The sequence below is a fragment of the Streptomyces sp. NPDC026515 genome (genome assembly GCF_055567595.1).
Genome location: NZ_JBVHQD010000010.1, coordinates 289,733 through 303,427 on the forward strand (window position 1 = coordinate 289,733; position 13,695 = coordinate 303,427).

General features: G+C 71.5%; 13 protein-coding genes. 6 read left to right on the top strand and 7 right to left on the bottom strand.

The window, feature by feature from the left end:
• Positions 1-4: 4 nt before the first annotated feature.
• Both ACZ4O3_RS22990 and ACZ4O3_RS22995 read right to left on the bottom strand, forming a co-directional pair.
• Positions 5-496, bottom strand: a complete 492-nt coding sequence (locus ACZ4O3_RS22990; RefSeq protein ID WP_362732008.1) for a peptidylprolyl isomerase — start codon at positions 494-496, stop codon at positions 5-7.
• A 10-nt stretch (positions 497-506) separates the two neighbouring features.
• Entirely contained in the window at positions 507-1,484 is a 978-nt protein-coding gene (locus ACZ4O3_RS22995; protein ID WP_467723951.1) for an SGNH/GDSL hydrolase family protein, read from the bottom strand.
• 282 nt (positions 1,485-1,766) lie between these two features.
• Here ACZ4O3_RS22995 and ACZ4O3_RS23000 point away from each other — a divergent pair, with 282 nt between their 5' ends.
• Together ACZ4O3_RS23000 and ACZ4O3_RS23005 are read left to right on the top strand one after the other, a co-directional pair.
• A complete protein-coding gene (locus ACZ4O3_RS23000; RefSeq protein WP_467723953.1) occupies positions 1,767-2,471 on the top strand; it encodes an SDR family oxidoreductase in 705 nt (234 codons plus the stop codon).
• Positions 2,472-2,648: 177 nt separating this feature from the next.
• Entirely contained in the window at positions 2,649-4,781 is a 2,133-nt protein-coding gene (locus ACZ4O3_RS23005) for a discoidin domain-containing protein (RefSeq protein WP_467723954.1), read from the top strand.
• Between the two features lie 4 nt (positions 4,782-4,785).
• Here the strand turns inward: ACZ4O3_RS23005 and ACZ4O3_RS23010 are convergent, their stop codons facing one another.
• The 5 genes from ACZ4O3_RS23010 to ACZ4O3_RS23030 all read right to left on the bottom strand — a co-directional run bounded on the left by ACZ4O3_RS23010 (position 4,786) and on the right by ACZ4O3_RS23030 (position 8,216).
• The gene (locus tag ACZ4O3_RS23010) at positions 4,786-5,904 is read right to left on the bottom strand and encodes an acyltransferase family protein (RefSeq protein WP_362729129.1); all 1,119 of its coding nucleotides are present in this window, start codon (positions 5,902-5,904) and stop codon (positions 4,786-4,788) included.
• A 301-nt stretch (positions 5,905-6,205) separates the two neighbouring features.
• Positions 6,206-6,667, bottom strand: coding sequence for a hypothetical protein (locus tag ACZ4O3_RS23015; protein WP_467723956.1), 462 nt, complete (start codon positions 6,665-6,667; stop codon positions 6,206-6,208).
• Positions 6,651-7,142, bottom strand: a complete 492-nt coding sequence (locus tag ACZ4O3_RS23020) for an RNA polymerase sigma factor (RefSeq protein ID WP_384989146.1) — start codon at positions 7,140-7,142, stop codon at positions 6,651-6,653. Before ACZ4O3_RS23020 ends, ACZ4O3_RS23015 begins: the two co-directional genes overlap by 17 nt.
• A 94-nt stretch (positions 7,143-7,236) precedes the next feature.
• On the bottom strand, positions 7,237-7,845 hold the full coding sequence (locus ACZ4O3_RS23025; protein ID WP_467723958.1) for a class F sortase: 609 nt from the start codon (positions 7,843-7,845) through the stop codon (positions 7,237-7,239).
• Positions 7,842-8,216 carry a sortase-dependent protein gene (locus ACZ4O3_RS23030; protein WP_467723960.1) on the bottom strand — a complete coding sequence of 125 codons (375 nt, stop codon included), beginning with the start codon at positions 8,214-8,216 and terminating at the stop codon, positions 7,842-7,844. The genes ACZ4O3_RS23025 and ACZ4O3_RS23030 overlap by 4 nt, the downstream gene beginning before the upstream one ends.
• 184 nt (positions 8,217-8,400) lie before the next feature.
• Between ACZ4O3_RS23030 and ACZ4O3_RS23035 the strand changes: the two genes are divergently transcribed.
• The 4 genes from ACZ4O3_RS23035 to ACZ4O3_RS23050 all read left to right on the top strand — a co-directional run bounded on the left by ACZ4O3_RS23035 (position 8,401) and on the right by ACZ4O3_RS23050 (position 13,592).
• Positions 8,401-8,838 carry a Fur family transcriptional regulator gene (locus ACZ4O3_RS23035; protein WP_362727546.1) on the top strand — a complete coding sequence of 146 codons (438 nt, stop codon included), beginning with the start codon at positions 8,401-8,403 and terminating at the stop codon, positions 8,836-8,838.
• 37 nt (positions 8,839-8,875) lie between these two features.
• Positions 8,876-11,068 (top strand): catalase/peroxidase HPI, encoded by a 2,193-nt coding sequence (gene katG / locus ACZ4O3_RS23040; protein WP_362727544.1) that lies wholly within the window; start codon positions 8,876-8,878, stop codon positions 11,066-11,068.
• Positions 11,069-11,292: 224 nt separating this feature from the next.
• A complete protein-coding gene (locus tag ACZ4O3_RS23045) occupies positions 11,293-12,996 on the top strand; it encodes a PHP domain-containing protein (protein WP_467723962.1) in 1,704 nt (567 codons plus the stop codon).
• On the top strand, positions 12,993-13,592 hold the full coding sequence (locus tag ACZ4O3_RS23050) for a hypothetical protein (protein WP_467723963.1): 600 nt from the start codon (positions 12,993-12,995) through the stop codon (positions 13,590-13,592). The genes ACZ4O3_RS23045 and ACZ4O3_RS23050 overlap by 4 nt, the downstream gene beginning before the upstream one ends.
• Positions 13,593-13,695 lie beyond the last annotated feature (103 nt).

The window sequence follows — 13,695 nt, forward strand, 5'->3', positions numbered from 1 at the left end:
GTGGTCAGACGGTGCCGCTGGCCGTGATCTTGATCTCGGCCTTCGGCGAACCGCTGGCGGTGCCGTAGCCCTCGATCTTGTCGACGATGTCCGAGCCCTCGACGACCTCGCCGAAGACCACGTGCTTGCCGTCGAGCCACGGCGTCAGCACGGTGGTGACGAAGAACTGCGAGCCGTTGGTGTGCGGGCCCGCGTTGGCCATGCTCAGCAGGTACTTGCGGTCGTGCTTGAGCTTGAAGTTCTCGTCCTTGAACTTCTCGCCGTAGATGCTCTTGCCGCCGGTGCCGTCACCGCGGGTGAAGTCACCGCCCTGGAGCATGAACTGGGGGATGACCCGGTGGAAGCCGGAACCGGCGTAGCCGAAGCCGTGCTGCCCGGTGGCGAGCTCACGGAAGTTGCGGGCCGTGTCCGGAACCACGTCGTCGAACAGGTTGAACACGATCCGGCCGGCCGGCTCGTTGTTGATCGAGATGTCGAAGTAAACCTTGTCGCTCATGCAGGTCAACCTATCGCGAACCGTCCCCCGGCCCCTCCCATGGGTGGCGACGGGCCGGGGTGTCGGGTTGGTACCGCCGCTCCAGCCGGTCCAGCACGGCCCGGGCCATGGCCGCCTCGCCCTTGGCGTTGGGGTGGGCGGGAGCCGCCGGTGAGGTGGGCTGGAGGGGCTCGATCCAGCGGTCGGCGGGGGCCTTGCACATGTCGTGGCCGACGGTCGGGCCGTAGGTGTCCGCGTACCGGGCGCCGTTCCACGCGGCGACCGCGCGCAGCATGAGGTTCAGCCGCTTCCCGACGTCCCGGAGGTAGGGGAAGTCCTTGGCGGCGAAGGGCACCGTCGGGTAGCAGCCGCTGCCGTCGTCGGGCAGCAGGTCGGGGTAGCCGACGACGAGGATCCGGGCGTGCGGGGCCCGGGCGTGCACGGCCCGCAGCACCTTGTCGACCTTGGGGGCGGTCTGCGCGATCCTGAGCGTCAGCTGGTCGGTGCCGGAGGCGTTGTAGTACCGCTGGCAGGGATTGCCCGTCAGGTCCGTGGCGCTGAGCGTCGCGCAGGTGCCGATGATCGAGCTGAAACCGATGTCGTTGCCGCCGATCTGGACCGTCACCAGGTCCGTGTCCCGCCGGACGGCGTTGAGCTGCGGGCCGTTGGTGCCCTGCGCCTTCCACATCTCCGCGGTCGTCGCACCGCCGCAGCTCACGTCCTTGAACGCGCTGACGTGCCGGGCGGCCGCCACCAGCGAGGGGTAGTTGTGGTCGGAACGGGCGCAGTCGGCGTCGACCTGTGTGGGGATCACGGGGCCCGAGGTGTAGGAGTCGCCGAGCGCCGCGTAGCTGGTGCCGCGGTCGTGGCCGCCGTGGTGCCCGCCGCCGTGTGCCGCGGCCGGTGTCGTGGACGCGGCCACCAGGGCGCAGCCGCCCAGCGCAGCCGCCACGGTGGCCTTCCGCCGGTGCCGTCTCGCCGAACCGTCGGACGGGGTGCCGTACGCCATGGAGATTCCCCCCTGGAACCGGGACGCGCGCGGAACCGGTCCCGACGGGCGGCCCGTACGCGTGTGTCGGGGGTCTGTATACCGCCCGGTAGGAGTCCGGAGCCAGAGGTCGGACGCAATGAACTGGATCGAGTAACCCGCCCTGCCCGTAAGGGAGTCCGCGGCGGACGGCGGCCGGATGCGGCCGTGCGCGATTGAAGCCGGAAACCGATCGGTTTACTATGGTCGCACCAGTCGGAAACCGATCGGTTTCTGTCGTGCCAAGTCTGGAGTGTGAGTGTCATGACCGCGATCAAGGACTCCGTCGTCCTCGTCACCGGCGGCAGCCGGGGCGTCGGAAAAGCGCTGGTGGAGGAGTTGTACGCGCGCGGCGCCGGCAAGGTCTACGCCACCGCCCGCGACCCGCGCTCGGTGACCCACCCGGACGCCGTGGCGCTGGCGCTGGAGGTCACCGACCCGGACTCCGTGGCCGCCGTCGCCGAGCAGGCCCAGGACGTCACCGTCCTGATCAACAACGCGGGGGTCGCCACCGGCACCCGCTTCCTGACCTCCTCGCTCGACGACATCCGCCGCGAGTTCGAGATCAATTTCTACGGCCCGCTGCTGCTCACCCGCGCCTTCGTCCCGGTGATCGGGCGCAACGGCGGCGGCCACATCCTGAACGTCCACTCGGTGCTGTCCTGGCTGGCCGAAGGCGGCGCCTACAGCGCCTCCAAGGCGGCGTTGTGGTCGCAGACCAACAGCCTGCGCCAGGCGCTCCAGCCGCAGGGCATCGGCGTCACCGGGCTGCACATGGGCTATGTCGACACCGACATGGCGGCCCACGTCGACGCGCCCAAGACCAGCCCGCAGGACATCGCCGTGGCGGCCCTCGACGGCGTCGAGTCGGACGCCTACGAGGTGCTCGCCGACGATCTCACCCGCTGGGTCAAGGGTGCTCTGTCCGGCGACCCGGCCGCCATGTACGAGCGACTCGCCGCCCGGTGACCTCGGTCCCCGGCCCGCCCGCCGGTCCCCTCCGCGCCGCCGCGGAGGGGGAGTCCGGCGAAAAATCCGGTGCCGAAGGGTTGTCGCCCAGTTGCCTCACCACTTAAATCAAAACCTGAACTAAGCAGTGGGGCGTGCCGGTCGAGTGCGTCCCGTGCCCACTTCAGGGAGCCGCTGATGAGACTGAGATCGCTGGGCGTCGCGCTCGCCGCCATGGCAGCGCTGCTCGCCCTACCCACCGTGCACGCACCGGCGGCCCAGGCCGCCGACACCCCCCTGTCCCAGGGGAAGACGGCCACCGCCTCCTCCGAGGAGAACGGCGGAACCGTGGCGGGCGACGCGGTGGACGGCAACACCGGTACCCGCTGGTCGTCGGCCTTCACCGACGACCAGTGGCTCCAGGTCGACCTGGGCTCCACCGCCACGGTCACCCAGGTGGTCCTCAACTGGGAGACCGCCTACGGCAAGGACTACAAGGTCCAGATCTCCGCCAACGGCAGCAACTGGACCGACCTCAAGTCGGTCACCGGCGGGGACGGCGGCACCGACACCCTCGCCGTGTCCGGACAGGGCCGCTACGTCCGGATGCAGGGCGTGCACCGCGCGACCCAGTACGGCTACTCGCTCTGGGAGTTCCAGGTCTTCGGCAGCACCACCGGCACGCCCCCGGTCCAGGGCGGCGGTGACCTCGGCCCGAACGTGATCGTCGTCGACCCGTCCACGCCGAACCTCCAGCAGAAGTTCGACTCCGTCTTCGCCCAGCAGGAGTCGGCCCAGTTCGGCGGCGGCCGCTACCAGTTCCTGCTGAAGCCGGGCACCTACAACGGCATCAACGCCCAGATCGGCTTCTACACCTCGATCTCCGGTCTCGGTCTCAACCCCGACGACACGCAGATCAACGGTGACGTCACGGTCGACGCCGGCTGGTTCAACGGCAACGCCACCCAGAACTTCTGGCGTTCGGCGGAGAACCTCGCCATCACGCCGTCGAACGGGACGGACCGGTGGGCCGTGGCTCAGGCGGCCCCCTTCCGTCGCGTCCACGTCAAGGGAGGTCTCAACCTGGCCCCGAACGGCTACGGCTGGGCCTCCGGCGGGTACATCGCCGACTCGAAGATCGACGGCACCGTCGGCCCGTACTCCCAGCAGCAGTGGTACACCCGCGACAGCTCGGTCGGCGGATGGACCAACGGCGTCTGGAACATGACCTTCACCGGCGTCCAGGGCGCCCCCGCGACCAACTTCGACTCCGGCCCGTACACCACGCTGGACACCACCCCCGTCTCGCGCGAGAAGCCGTTCCTGTACCTGGACGGCAGCACCTACAAGGTCTTCGTCCCGGCCAAGCGCACCAACGTCCGGGGCGTCTCCTGGCCGGCCAACGCGGGCACCTCCGTCCCGCTGGACCAGTTCTACGTCGTCAAGGCCGGCGCCACCGCGGCCACCATCAACCAGGCTCTCGCCCAGGGCCTCAACCTGCTCTTCACCCCGGGCGTCTACCACCTCGACCAGACCATCAACGTCACCCGCGCCAACACCGTCGTGCTCGGCCTGGGCCTGGCCACCCTGGTCCCGGACAACGGCGTCGACGCCATGCACGTCGCCGACGTCGACGGCGTGAAGCTCGCCGGGTTCCTGATCGACGCGGGCTCGGTCAACTCCGACACCCTGCTGCGGATCGGCGACGCCGGATCCACCGCCGACCACTCCGCCAACCCGACCAGCATGCAGGACGTGTTCGTCCGCGTCGGCGGCGCCGGACCCGGCCTCGCCACCAACTCCGTGGTCGTCAACAGCAACAACGTCATCATCGACCACACCTGGCTGTGGCGCGCCGACCACGGCAGCGGCGTCGGCTGGACCACCAACCGCGCCGACTACGGCCTCCGGGTCAACGGCAACGACGTCCTCGCCACCGGCCTGTTCGTCGAGCACTTCAACAAGTACGACGTCTACTGGCAGGGCGAGAGAGGCCGCACGATCTTCTTCCAGAACGAGAAGGCCTACGACGCCCCCAACGCCGCCGCCATCACCCACGACGGCGTCGTCGGCTACGCGGCCTACAAGGTCGCCGACACCGTGACCAACCACGAGGCGTGGGGGCTGGGCAGCTACTGCAACTACACGGCCGATCCGTCGATCGTGCAGTCCAACGGCTTCCAGGTGCCGACCGGTTCGGGGATCAAGATGCACGACCTGCTGGTGATCTCGCTGGGCGGCATGGGCCAGTACGCCCACGTCGTCAACACCACCGGATCGCCGACGTCGGGGACCAGTACCGTGCCCTCCAAGGTGACGCAGTTCCCGTAGCCGGTCAGGCCGTCGTCCGCCGGGACGGACGCAGCAGCAGCCGTCGCGCGGGCCGTTCCACGCCCTCGTAGAGGAGCCAGGACAGGCCCAGCGACACGGCGAACGCGACGGTGGCGGCGGCCGCGCCGGTGAGCAGGCCGAAACGCGGGCGGGTACCGAGCAGGTGGGTACCCGTCCGCAGCACCAGCAGATGGACCATGTAGAACGCGAACGACAGCTCCCCGAGGCGCACCAGCCACCGGCGCCGCCACAGCGAGGGCAGCCCGCGCAGGTCCGCGAGGGCGGCCGCCGGGATGAGCAGCGCGAATCCGACGATGGTGCAGGCGGTCGCCGCGTACTCGTCGGTGATCTGCGGGACCAGGAAGTAACCGATGACCGCCAGCGCCAGCGAGGCCTCCAGGCCTGGGCCGCGCCAGCGGCCGAGCAGCACCAGCCGCGCGGTGGCCGCGCCGAGCACGAACTCGGGGAGCCGGGCCGCCGGGAAGGAGCTGATCGGCTGGTCCCACCAGTGGTGGGCGTCCGTCCAGGCCAGCACCAGCACCGCGAGGACGGACAGGGCGGCCAGCGTCCTGGCGCCCCGGGCGTCCAGCCGGCGCAGCAGCAGGGCCAGCAGCGGGAAGCCGGCGTAGAAGAACGCCTCGCAGGCCAGCGACCAGCTGACCGGGTCCAGGGTCTGCCACCACGGCCGCCACCAGGAGTGCACCAGGAAGACGTCGGCCAGTCCCTGGGGCAGGGTCGGCCTCGGCTGCCGGGGCAGCGTGAGGGCCATCAGCAGGGCGATCGCGACCGTCACCAGGTGCACCGGGTAGACCCGGGCGACGCGCCGCCACCAGAAGCGCCCCGCCCGGTCGCCGGGCCGCGCGGACCACATCAGCACGAACCCGGAGAGCACGAAGAAGAACGACACCCCGGACGCGCCGGCCTCGAACCCCCACGACATGAAGCGGGCGCCGGTACCGCCGAAGTACCGGAAGTTGTGCACGTGCAGTCCGAAGACCAGCACCGCGGCCATCCATCTGAGCCCGGTGAGGGACGGCAGCGAGCCGGCGGGGGCGGACGGCTGGGTCCGGGACGGTGGCGCGGCGGCCGGAGCGGTCTCAGGGGCCTTGGTCGCCGTCGTCATCTGGTCACCTGCCGGAGGGTTCGCGCGTGGAGCATGGAACGGAGCGTTGCCCGTTCCGCACCTTTCATTCCGGCCTCGTACGAAACATCACACCAACGCCGAGCGGTGGCCTCGGCCAAACGGGCCGCAGCGGCCGGACGGGCGGGTGCGACCCTACCCGGACGGCCGACACGGTCCGCGACCCTTCCGGGGCGCCCCGTCCCCCGTCCCAACGCCCCGGCCCGTGTGCGGGCACCACCGACGGCGTGCCGAAACGTGGGGGCACGAACGGGTGATGCGCCTCCTTGTCGAGTTGACGCGGCTAGATGCGGGAGGGGGTGACGGCGGCCCTGCGGCGGTCCTCGGACGGTGTGCTCCGCACCGCCGACGGAGTCGTCGACGGTTCACGGCCGGGGGCCTGCGCGGTGCGGTCGCGGCGGGGCGTGGTGCTGGGGCCCGGTGTGGAGCCGCGGGGTGCCGGGGACGTCGGGGCGCGGTGCGGGGGTTTTGCCGGGCTGACGGCCGGCGGCGCGAGCGGCACCTGCGGGGACACCGGTGCCGAGGGTGACGCCAGGTGCGTCGGCAGGGCCACCAGGAGGGCGACGGCACACGTCACTCCCGCCCCGGCCGCCGCACGCACCAGCCGGCGGCGGCCCGCGGCCCGCCGGATCTCCTCGTACCGGCCCGGCGGCGGGCCCAGATAGGCGGCCGGCGGTCGCAGGACGACGGTGAGCGGATCGTCGGGGCCGTCGAATTCCGGCTCGTCGTCAAAGCGTGTGGTCAAGGCTTCTCCTCAGATGGCCGCGGAGCAGTTCACGGGCCGCGTGCAGATCGGCCTTGACGGTTCCCTCCTTGCGCCCGGTCAGCACGGACACCTCCCGGATCGGCATGTCAGCGTAGTAGTGCAGCAGGATCGGAACCCGCAGTCGCTCCGGCAGCGACTGCACCAGCAGCCGTACCGAGGGATCGGCCTGCTCGGGGTGCGGGCGGGTGGCGGCCTCCGAGCCGACGCGGCGCACGGTCCGGCGCTCGCGCTCCAGCTTGCGCCAGTGGTCCCGGACGATGTTGGCCGCGGTGACGTAGAGGAACCCGCGGGGCTCCTCCACCGACGTCCACCGGGCCCACAGCCGGGTGAAGGCCTCCGAGGCGATCTCGTGCGCCGTCTCGTCGTCGTCGACCAGACGGCGGCACCAGCCCGCCAGGCGCGGGTACAGGGCGGCGAACAGCTCGGACGCCGCCTTGTCACGGGACCGTTTCAACGTTCTCCAGGGTCGAAGGGCTCGGCGAGGACGATGAGGAGGATGCGGGACCGGACCGGTGCGTTCCACCGGTCCCGCATCCTCCTCGGCCGGGTCAGGCCGTCGTGCCGGTCAGCGTGGCGAAGACGATCACGTTGTCGAGGTAGCCGTCGCCGCCCCGAGGGCCGCCGCAGGTGATCAGCCGCAGCTCCGGGCGGTCCACGTCCCCGTACACGTCCTCGGTCGGGAACGCGGCCTTGGCGACCGTACGCACCTCGTCGACGGTGAACACCGCCGTCCGGCCGTTCTCCAGACGCGCCACGGCCCGCTCGCCCCGGCGCAGCTCCGCGAGCCGGCGGAAGACGCCGTCGCCGTAGCTGCCGACCGTGACGTGGCCGAGGATCACCGACGGGCCGACCTGCCCCGGAGTGGGGGAGTGGCGGTACCAGCCGGCCCGGTCGTGCGCGGTGACCGGCGGCACCTGCACCGTGCCGTCGGCCGCCAGCCCCAGCCGCAGCAGCGGGGTGTCGACGCCGATCGCCGGGACGCGCAGCCGGACCGGCACGGAACGCCCGAGCGCGGCCGGGCCGGCGGACGACGAGGGTGCCGGCGGCCGCTCGCTGTGGACGGCGCCGGCCGTCCCGTGGGCCGTCCGGCCCGCACAGCCCGTCAGCAGCGAGGCCGTGGCGGCGGAGACGAAGGCGCGCCTGGAGAGCGAGGTCATGCCCCGGTCGCCCGGCGGCGACGCGCGGCGAACACCACGGCGCCGGCGGCGAGGACCGCGGCCGCGCCGCCGCCGATCAGGGCGCTCTCGGTCCCGGAGTCCGAGGACGGCTCGGCCACCCCGGTGTCGGGCGCGCCCTGGGGCACGGCCGCGACCTGGCCCCGGTCCTGGGCGGGCGCGGGGGTCGAGGCCCGGGTGTGCTCGGCGGACCGCGCCTCGGAGGGGACGGGGGAGGGCTCCGCGGAGGGGCGGGTGGACGGTGCCGCGGTGGAGACCGGGCTCGGGGTGCTGCCGTCGGCGAACGCGGGCGCGGTGCCGCCCAGGACGGCGGTGCAGGCGAGTGCCGTGGCGGTCAGGACAGTTCGGCGCATGGAGACGCTCTCTTTCGTCGGCCCGCGGCGGTCAGGGCGGGCTGAGTAACGGATCGAGCGGAGAGACGACCCGGCACCGGAACGGGTTGTAAAGAGATGGCAAAGCCCTCTCGGGGGCTCCGGCATCAAACTTGAACTGTTTGTTTTCTTGAATCACTCGTGTTTATGCGAGTAGGTTGGCGCCATGACCGCATCCCAGCCCCCGACCACCGCCGACGAGCTCCGTGGTGTCGGCCTGCGGGTGACGGCCGCCCGCGTCGCGCTGCTGGAGACCGTCCGTGGTGGCGACCATCTCGACGTCGAAGGGGTCGCCTCGGGCGTCCGTGAGCGCGTAGGTCACATATCGCTTCAAGCCGTGTACGACGCGCTGCACGCGCTCACCACGGCCGGACTCATACGCCGTATCGAGCCGGCCGGGAGTCCGGCCCGGTTCGAGGGACGCGTCGGCGACAACCACCACCACGTCCTGTGCCGGTCGTGCGGTGCCGTCGCCGATGTCGACTGCGCGGTCGGCGAAGCGCCGTGCCTGACCGCTTCGGACGACCACGGCTTCGCCATCGACGAGGCCGAGGTCATCTACTGGGGCCTGTGCCCCGCCTGCTCCACCGTCAGTAATTCCTGAGTACGTCGATCCGCCCCTTCCGGAAGGATTTCCCCCAATGTCCGAGACCCAGGAGAACGCCGCGGGCAAGTGCCCGGTCGCGCACGACCGCGCCCCCCACCCCACCCAGGGTGGCGGCAACCGCCAGTGGTGGCCCGAGGGGCTCAACCTGAAGATCCTTGCCAAGAACCCCGCCGTCGCGAACCCGCTCGACGAGGGTTTCGACTACGCCGCGGCGTTCCAGGGCCTTGATCTCGCCGCCGTGAAACGGGACATCGCGGAGGTGCTCACCACCTCGCAGGACTGGTGGCCGGCCGACTTCGGCAACTACGGCCCGCTGATGATCCGGATGGCCTGGCACAGCGCCGGCACCTACCGCATCTCCGACGGCCGCGGCGGCGCCGGCGCCGGCCAGCAGCGCTTCGCCCCGCTCAACAGCTGGCCGGACAACGGCAACCTGGACAAGGCCCGCCGACTGCTGTGGCCGGTCAAGAAGAAGTACGGCCAGGCCATCTCCTGGGCCGACCTGATGATCCTCACCGGCAACGTGGCCCTGGAGTCGATGGGCTTCGAGACCTTCGGCTTCGGCGGCGGCCGTGAGGACGTCTGGGAGCCGGAGGACGACGTCTACTGGGGTCCCGAGAAGGTCTGGCTGGACGACCAGCGCTACACCGGCGACCGTGACCTGGAGAGCCCGCTCGGCGCCGTCCAGATGGGCCTCATCTACGTCAACCCGGAGGGCCCCAACGGCAACCCGGACCCGATCGCCGCGGCCCGCGACATCCGTGAGACCTTCCGCCGCATGGCGATGAACGACGAGGAGACCGTCGCTCTCATCGCCGGTGGCCACACCTTCGGCAAGACCCACGGCGCCGGCCCCGCGGAGAACGTGGGCGCCGAGCCCGAGGGCGCGCCGATCGAGCAGCAGGGCCTCGGCTGGAAGAGCACCTACGGCACCGGCAAGGGCGCGGACGCGATCACCAGCGGTCTGGAGGTCACCTGGACCACCAGGCCCACCCAGTGGAGCAACGACTTCTTCGACATCCTCTTCGGCTACGAGTGGGAGCTGAGCGAGTCCCCGGCCGGCGCCAAGCAGTGGGTGGCCAAGGATGCCGAGGCGATCATCCCCGACGCGCACGACGCGTCGAAGAAGAAGCTGCCCACGATGCTCACCACCGACCTGTCGCTGCGCTTCGACCCGATCTACGAGCCCATCTCCCGCCGGTTCCACGAGAACCCGCAGGAGTTCGCGGACGCCTTCGCCCGAGCCTGGTTCAAGCTGACGCACCGTGACATGGGCCCGAAGTCGCTGTACCTCGGCCCGGAGGTCCCGGCGGAGACCCTGCTGTGGCAGGACCCGCTGCCGGCGGCCGAGGGCGAGGTCATCGACGCCGCCGACGTCACGGCCCTCAAGGCCAGGCTCCTCGACTCGGGTCTGACGGTCTCGCAGCTCGTCTCCACCGCCTGGGCGTCGGCCTCGACGTACCGCGGCAGCGACAAGCGCGGCGGTGCCAACGGCGCCCGGATCCGCCTGGAGCCGCAGCGCGGCTGGGAGGCCAACGACCCCGACGAGCTCGCCCAGGTGCTGCGCGTCCTGGAGGGTGTCCAGCAGGAGTTCAACTCCGGCGCCAAGAAGGTCTCCCTCGCCGACCTGATCGTCCTCGGCGGTGCCGCCGCCGTGGAGAAGGCGGCCAAGGACGCCGGCGTGGACATCGAGGTGCCCTTCACCGCCGGCCGGGTCGACGCGACCGACGAGCACACGGACGCCGAGTCCTTCGCGGCCCTGGAGCCGACGGCCGACGGCTTCCGCAACTACCTCGGCAAGGGCAACCGTCTGCCGGCCGAGTACCTGCTCCTGGACCGCGCCAACCTGCTGGGCCTCAGCGCCCCCGAACTGACCGTCCTGGTCGGTGGTCTGCGGGTGCTCGGCGCCAACACCGGCGGGTCCAAGCACGGTGTCCTCACCGAGACCCCGGGCGTGCTGACCAACGACTTCTTCGTCAACCTGCTGGACTACGGCACGGAGTGGAAGTCGACCTCCGCGGACCAGACCACGTTCGAGGGCCGCGACCTGGCCACCGGCGCGGTCAAGTGGACCGGCACCCGCGCGGACCTGGTCTTCGGCTCCAACTCCGAGCTGCGCGCGGTCGCCGAGGTGTACGCGAGCGACGACGCCAAGGAGAAGTTCGTGAAGGACTTCGTCGCCGCCTGGGTGAAGGTCGCCGACGCGGACCGGTTCGACCTGATCTGATCCGGGCGACGCCCGGTGCCTGACGCCCGGGCCGGCCACACCGGCCGGCCCGGGCGTCCTCGCGTCCGCGCGCGCCGCCCTTGCGTGTCGACTCCCCACAGTCTGCTGCACATCAGCGGTTCCTTACCTCACCATGACCCCGCCTCCCGTTGTTCACGCGGCCTTCGCAGACTCTGCACGTCCTGGAGTCACCCCCCAGCCCGACGGCCCGCGGGAGTTCGCGCATGAGCCACAGCCACGGTCACGGTCATCATCATCACCACCATCACCACGACACGGACGCCGACGCCTCGTCGCTGCCGCCCGCCCTCGATCTGTCGGTCCCCGACGAGGAACTGACGCCCGGACAGCTCTCCCGCCGCTCGATGCTGCGCCGCACCGGTCTGCTGGGCGCGGGCCTCGCGGCCGGCAGCGTCCTCGCCGGCGCGGGCCAGGCGGCGGCCTCGGTCTCCTCCTCCCACTCCCACAGCGGCCGCTCCGGCGACTTCCTGTGGCTGGCGGGCGACCACCACATCCACACCCAGTACAGCTCGGACGCCAAGTACCGGGTCGCCGACCACGTCCGCCAGGCCAACGCGCACGGCCTGGACTGGATGGTCATCACCGACCACGGCAGCGAGCAGCACGCCAGGATCGGTGTCGAGAAGGTCAACCCGGACATCGTCGCGGCCCGTGACGAGGTCGACGACACGCTGGTCTTCCAGGGCCTGGAGTGGAACATCCCGGCCGCCGAGCACGGCACCGTCTTCGTCCACCCCGGCAAGAACGAGGTCGCCGTCCTCAAGGAGTTCGAGAACTCCTTCGACGGTTCGGTCAAGGGCGCCTCCGCCAACACCCCGGCCAACGAGGCGCTGGCCATCTCCGGCCTCAACTTCCTCGCCGAGCAGGTGCAGCGCCGCAAGGTCAAGGACGCCCTGTTCCTCGCCAACCACCCGGCGCGCAAGGGCATCGACTCCCCGCACGAGATCCGTGCCTGGCGCGACGCCCAGCCGACGATCGCCGTCGGCATGGAGGGCGCACCCGGCCACCAGGCGGGCGGCCTGCCCAAGCCGAACGGCCCCGGCTCCGCGCGCGGCATCTACGACAACAGCCCGAGCGCGGACTCCTTCGGCGGCTACCCGCTGGAGAGCTACCGCACCTGGGGCGGCTTCGACTGGATGACCGCCACCGTCGGCGGCCTGTGGGACAGCCTGCTCGCCGAGGGCAAGCCGTGGTGGATCACCGCCAACTCCGACTCCCACAACGTGTACGCGGACAGCTCGGTGCGCGGCCCGAACAGCGACTTCAACACCAACGGCCGGTACGACGACCCGGTCTACGGCGGCGCCGTAAGCCTCACCGACACCGACTTCTGGCCCGGTCAGTACTCCCGCACCCACGTCGGTGCCGCCTCCTTCTCCTACAAGGCCGTCATGGACGGGATCCGCGCCGGCCGGGTCTGGGTGGACCACGGCGGCCTGATCAGCGGCCTGAACGCGCAGCTGCGTTCCGGCTCGCGCGCGGTGACCCTCGGCGGCGTGCTCCAGGTCCGCAGGGGCAGCCAGGTCGACCTGGTCATCGAGATCAGCCTCGCCAACGGCCCCAACTGGTCCCAGTTCGTGCCCTCCCTGGCCCGCGTCGACGTCATCCAGGGCGACGTCACCGGCAAGGTGAGCGACAGGGACACCTTCGCCGCGCCCGCCACCAAGGTCGTGAAGTCCTTCGAGGTCGACAAGGCCACCGGGGCGGTCAGGCTGACGTACTCCCTCGGCCGCCTCGACAAGCCGGTCTACGTCCGGCTCCGCGGCACCGACGGCAACCGCTCGGCGGTCGGCATCCACGGTGTCGCCGTGGACCCGGCGGGCCCGGCCATCGACGTCCTCGGCGACGCCGACCCGTGGAAGGACCTGTGGTTCTACTCCAACCCGATGTGGGTCCTGCCCGCATGACCTCCCCGCACCACGCCGCCGGCGTCCACCCCGTCATCGGGGTGGACGCCGGTACGGCGACCCTGCGCGAGGCGGACCACCTGATCCACGAGCTGCTGGGCCGACTGGCGCTCCGGGAGGGCGTGTTCGCCTGTACTCACCTGCACCGCAGCGACGAGCGCCGGGGTACGGCGATCTCGCTGGCCGTCCCGGACCCGGACGCGCTGTGGCAGGAGCTGCCGGCCGCGCTGCCGGACGGCACCGGACTCGCCCTGGCCGGCCGCGCCCACGGGCCGGGCGACGCGGTGGACAGCGCGCGCCGGGCGGCCGCCGCACCCCGCACCTCCGGTCGCGCGGTCGTCTACCCGGGCGTACGCCACCTCACCGGCACGGTCACCGCGGGCGCGATCCTCGACGGCACCGCCGTCGAACACCTGGTGGTGCTCGGCGCGCCGGACGCCGAACTCCCGTCCAGCACAAGGATCCTGACGCAGGACCATGTCCGTCCGGAATGGCGTGACGGCGTCCTCACCCTGACCCTGGTCCCGGCGGCGGGCGGCCTGCTGGCCCCCTTCGAGGTCCCCAACCCCACCCCCTGCTGCGCCGACCACCTCTGACCCGAGGCCAGCGCTCCGGATTCGCGGCCGGACAGTCCTGCGCCGACAGCGACGCACACGCCCCCCGTCCACCGGCAGCGGTCCGGGGGACACCGTGCGGGCA